We start from the raw sequence: 4,458 nt of genomic DNA on the forward strand, positions 1-4,458 counted from the left end.
GGGCAGTCTACGTGCGCGTAGTGGCGAGTCGGGGTGTCATATTCAACGTGGGAAGTGTTGATGGTGATACCACGAGCTTTTTCTTCCGGCGCGTTATCGATCTGGTCGAATGCGCGAGCAGCACCGCCGTAGGTTTTAGCCAGAACGGTAGTGATTGCAGCGGTCAGCGTTGTTTTACCATGGTCAACGTGGCCGATAGTACCGACGTTAACGTGCGGTTTTGTACGTTCAAACTTTTCTTTAGACATCGATTGTCCCTCTAAGACACGGATAAATCGGTGATATCACCACATCAACCGGGCAACATGCCCGACTTGTTGAATGCAATAAACTAGAGAGAAACAGGGGAGGAGAGATAAAGAAGTGGTGCTGATACCCAGAGTCGAACTGGGGACCTCACCCTTACCAAGGGTGCGCTCTACCAACTGAGCCATATCAGCACGTTTGGAGCGGGCAGCGGGAATCGAACCCGCATCATCAGCTTGGAAGGCTGAGGTAATAGCCATTATACGATGCCCGCATCCTGAAACTCGGCTACCCAGTTCTTTCTATAACAAAAAAAAGAGAAGCGTCTCTTTTTCTGTTTGAGCTGACCAGTTTAACCAATCAACTCTGGCTCCGCAAAGCGTTGCCGAAAGATGGTGGTGGGGGAAGGATTCGAACCTTCGAAGTCGATGACGGCAGATTTACAGTCTGCTCCCTTTGGCCGCTCGGGAACCCCACCAGGCACTTGATGGTGCCGACTACCGGAATCGAACTGGTGACCTACTGATTACAAGTCAGTTGCTCTACCTACTGAGCTAAGTCGGCATCAAGTAGCGCGCATTCTAGGGAGACCTGCGAGTTCATGCAACTAAAAAATTGCAGAAAATGTTCTATTGCTCACATTTTGTGCTCTGGCGAGAAAAAATGGTGTAATTTCAAACAGAGCAGCACAAAAATACGCCAACCTTCTCCATAGAAACGATTGTCGAAGAGAGCAAAATCCTCTTCCAAACTGCTAAAGCGGCATCGATACATCGCAACCCGGTCACAATATTCACTGAATAAGCCGGATGCTTCTACTGAGAACTTTATATGCCCTTGCTAAACCATTCATCTCTGTGATGCTACCTTTAGAAAGCATCATTCAATGAGTTTTTTTCTTATTATTCCTCGCAATCTGGTGTTACCCTCCTGCCCATTGTCCTGATTAACTAGTGTGAAGCACTCCGCCTTCATGTCATTCGGCGGTTGCAAGAGCATGCTTATGAGCCTAAAAGAGCAAACGTTAATGACACCGTATCTACAATTTAACCGCGACCAATGGGCTGCACTTCGTGATTCCGTTCCGATGACGCTAACAGAAGAAGAAATCACGCGGTTAAAAGGCATCAACGAAGATCTTTCCCTGGAAGAAGTAGCGGAAATTTATTTGCCGCTGTCGCGTTTACTCAATTTCTATATCAGCTCCAATTTGCGCCGACAGGCTGTACTGGAACAATTCCTGGGCACCAACGGGCAACGCATTCCGTACATCATTAGCATTGCGGGTAGCGTGGCCGTCGGGAAAAGCACCACCGCGCGCGTACTCCAGGCTTTACTTAGCCGCTGGCCTGAACATCGTCACGTAGAATTGATTACTACGGATGGTTTTCTGCATCCTAACGCCGTACTGAAAGAGCGCGGCCTGATGAAGAAAAAAGGCTTCCCGCAGTCTTATGATATGCACCGCCTGGTTAAATTCGTCTCCGACCTGAAATCCGGGGTTCCTGACGCCACCGCGCCGGTCTATTCTCATCTGATTTATGACGTCATTCCTGATGGGGATAAAACCGTTACTCAGCCTGATATATTAATTCTTGAAGGATTAAATGTTCTGCAGAGCGGGATGGATTATCCTCACGATCCGCACCATGTATTTGTTTCGGACTTTGTGGATTTTTCAATTTATGTCGATGCGCCAGAAGAACTGCTTAAGACCTGGTATATCAACCGTTTTTTGAAATTTCGCGAAGGCGCATTTACCGACCCGGACTCCTATTTTCATAGCTATGCTCAGCTGTCTAAAGATGAAGCAATTAATGTTGCCACATCGCTCTGGAATGAGATTAATCTTCTGAATTTAAAAGAAAACATCCTACCGACACGCGAGCGAGCAAGCCTTATAATGACCAAAAGCGCAAACCACTCAGTTAATCAGGTGCGTTTAAGGAAATAAAGAAGGGAGCGTCAGCTCCCCTTTTTTTATTCCGCGCTTCGCAATGATATCTCACCGCCAATCCAGGGTTTTATTACCCCATCTTGCTCCAGTAATAATGCTCCTTGAGCATCAATGCCTCGAGAGATACCCACGACTTCTTTATCGCCAATAATAAGTTTAACCGGACGATTAATAAAGTTATCCAGCTTTTCCCAGCGGGTCAGATAGGGTGCTAAGCCTTCGTTCTCAAAAAGTTTAAACCCCGCCCGCAGCTCTTTAATTAGACAAGCTGCTAACGTATTACGATCGATAGTCATCCCCGCTTCCTGCAGGCTGATCCAGCCCTGATTGACAACGTCAGACTCAACGCGGCGCATCATTAAATTAATCCCTGCGCCGCTAACGATATGCGCTGCGTCGCCGGTTTTCCCCGTCAGCTCGACCAGGATCCCGGACAGTTTCCGGTCCTGCAAATAGAGGTCGTTCGGCCATTTTACCCGTACTTTATCCGCCCCCAGGCTTTGCAGCACTTCGGCAATCACGATCCCGATGACCAGGCTCAAACCAATGGCGGCGGCAGGGCCCTGCTCCAGTCGCCAGTACATTGATAGATAAAGATTAGATCCAAACGGAGAGAACCACTTACGCCCGCGGCGGCCGCGACCGGCCTGCTGATATTCAGCCACGCAGGCATCACCGGATTGCAGCTCACCGAGTCGGTCCATAAGATACTGGTTGGTGGAATCAATAACCGGTAGCACGGTGACCCGCCCGTGTTCAATCTGCCTGGCGATCTGCTCTTCATCCAGAAGCTGAATGGGCTCAGGTAAACTGTAGCCTTTACCCGGAACGGTGAAGACGTCAATTCCCCAGTCGCGTAACGTTTGAATGTGTTTGTTGATTGCGGCGCGGCTCATCCCTAAACGCTCACCAAGTTGTTCACCTGAATGGAATTCAGCGTCAGCTAATATGGATATCAGCGTCAGAGGGACGGTATAGTCTTTCATGCGATAGTCTCCTCGGCATTCACTTCGCCCGTTTCGCCAATAAAGCGCACTTCTGGTTGCAGCCAGATATCAAACTTTTCACCAACCTGCTGACGTACATAGTGTGCCAGCTTAACCACATCCTCACTGGTTGCTTGATTATCATTGATTAATACCAGTGCCTGCTGGCTGTGTACCGCTGCACCGCCAATCACTTTTCCTTTAAGCTGGCATTGATCGATAAGCCAGCCGGCGGCAAGCTTCATGCTGCCATCGGGCTGTGGATAGTGAGGGATGTTTGGATAGGCGGTCAGTAGCGCTTTAGCCTTCTCCGTGCTAACAACCGGGTTCTTAAAGAAGCTTCCCGCATTTCCATTCACTTTTGGATCGGGAAGTTTGGTCATGCGCATATGGCATACAGCATCAAATACCTGTTGGGGAGTGACGGTTTGCGGATCCAGCCGGGTTAAATCGCCATAGGTCAAAACGGGCTGCCATGCCTTTGGTAAGATCAAACCAACGGCTACGATGGCATAGCGGTCCTGATACTCATGCTTAAAAATGCTATCCCGATAGCCAAAGCGACACTCAGCAGCGGTGAGTCGTTGCTTCTGCCCGGTCGCCAGCTCAATACAATCGACGTACTGGCAAACCTTTTTTAACTCAAGGCCATAAGCTCCAATATTTTGAATCGGCGAGGAGCCGGCGCAGCCAGGAATTAAGGCCAGATTTTCCAGACCAGGCATTCCATTATTTAGCGCAAACTGTACCAGCTGATGCCAGTTTTCTCCCGCGCCCACGTGCAAATGCCAGGCGTCAGGTGTTTCACTCACTTCTATACCCATAATACGGTTGATAATCACCGTGCCGGAATAATCCTTCAGAAACAGGACGTTACTTCCTTCACCAAGGATAAGAGTTGGCTGGCGCTTTGCAACGGCATTCTGCCAGGCATCCAGTAGCTGTTTTTCAGTTTCGGCGCGTACAATCGCGCTGGCGGAACGGTCAAGACCGAAGGTATTCCAGGGCTTAAGTGAGTGGCTCATAGTGGCTTCCAGATGCAAAATCTGCATTAGTTTACCGTATATAGCGAGGGAAGGCTTGCCCGATCGTCGTGGGTTGACGAGAGACCATGGCGTTATCAGGAGGAATTGTTAAACCCCGGAAACGCAAAAAGCCCATCCGTCAGGATGGGCTCTTCACTTGTTTGATGCCTGGCAGTTCCCTACTCTCACATGGGGAGACCCCACACTACCATCGGCGCTACGGCGTTTCACTTCTGAGTTCGGC

4 protein-coding genes, 4 tRNA genes and 1 rRNA gene are annotated in these 4,458 nt (G+C 49.4%); 1 reads left to right on the top strand and 8 read right to left on the bottom strand.

Annotation, left to right across the window (positions count from 1 at the left end; all coding sequences use genetic code 11):
- The 5 genes from ACSIPU_RS29955 to ACSIPU_RS29975 form a co-directional block, all read right to left on the bottom strand.
- The coding region (locus tag ACSIPU_RS29955) for a GTP-binding protein (protein WP_044807133.1) at positions 1 to 248 on the bottom strand (248 nt) is incomplete at its 3' end.
- 116 nt (positions 249 to 364) lie between these two features.
- Positions 365 to 440: transfer RNA gene (locus ACSIPU_RS29960), tRNA-Thr, on the bottom strand.
- Positions 441 to 445: 5 nt separating this feature from the next.
- Positions 446 to 520: transfer RNA gene (locus ACSIPU_RS29965), tRNA-Gly, on the bottom strand.
- 119 nt (positions 521 to 639) lie between these two features.
- Positions 640 to 724: transfer RNA gene (locus ACSIPU_RS29970), tRNA-Tyr, on the bottom strand.
- Between the two features lie 10 nt (positions 725 to 734).
- Positions 735 to 810 (bottom strand) — tRNA-Thr (locus ACSIPU_RS29975).
- A gap of 439 nt (positions 811 to 1,249) precedes the next feature.
- On the opposite strand from ACSIPU_RS29975, the gene coaA reads away from it, so the two are divergent.
- Positions 1,250 to 2,200 (top strand): type I pantothenate kinase, encoded by a 951-nt coding sequence (coaA, locus tag ACSIPU_RS29980; RefSeq protein WP_004109734.1) that lies wholly within the window; start codon positions 1,250 to 1,252, stop codon positions 2,198 to 2,200.
- 26 nt (positions 2,201 to 2,226) lie between these two features.
- Here coaA and birA read toward each other — a convergent pair whose 3' ends face one another.
- The 3 genes from birA to rrf all read right to left on the bottom strand — a co-directional run.
- On the bottom strand, positions 2,227 to 3,189 hold the full coding sequence (gene birA, locus ACSIPU_RS29985; protein WP_004109737.1) for a bifunctional biotin--[acetyl-CoA-carboxylase] ligase/biotin operon repressor BirA: 963 nt from the start codon (positions 3,187 to 3,189) through the stop codon (positions 2,227 to 2,229).
- On the bottom strand, positions 3,186 to 4,241 hold the full coding sequence (gene murB, locus ACSIPU_RS29990) for a UDP-N-acetylmuramate dehydrogenase (protein ID WP_259653295.1): 1,056 nt from the start codon (positions 4,239 to 4,241) through the stop codon (positions 3,186 to 3,188). Before murB ends, birA begins: the two co-directional genes overlap by 4 nt.
- 139 nt (positions 4,242 to 4,380) lie before the next feature.
- Positions 4,381 to 4,458, bottom strand: a 5S ribosomal RNA gene (gene rrf / locus ACSIPU_RS29995); the annotation flags it as partial.

Source organism: Klebsiella sp. HN106 (genome assembly GCF_051209435.1).
GTDB classification, from domain to species: domain Bacteria; phylum Pseudomonadota; class Gammaproteobacteria; order Enterobacterales; family Enterobacteriaceae; genus Klebsiella; species Klebsiella oxytoca.

What these genes read in the sequence shown, in the direction of transcription:
- coaA (WP_004109734.1), top strand. Translation starts at nt 1,250, where the DNA reads ATGAGCCTAAAAGAGCAAACGTTAATGACACCGTATCTACAATTTAAC.
- birA (WP_004109737.1), bottom strand. Translation starts at nt 3,189, where the DNA reads ATGAAAGACTATACCGTCCCTCTGACGCTGATATCCATATTAGCTGAC.
- murB (WP_259653295.1), bottom strand. Translation starts at nt 4,241, where the DNA reads ATGCAGATTTTGCATCTGGAAGCCACTATGAGCCACTCACTTAAGCCC.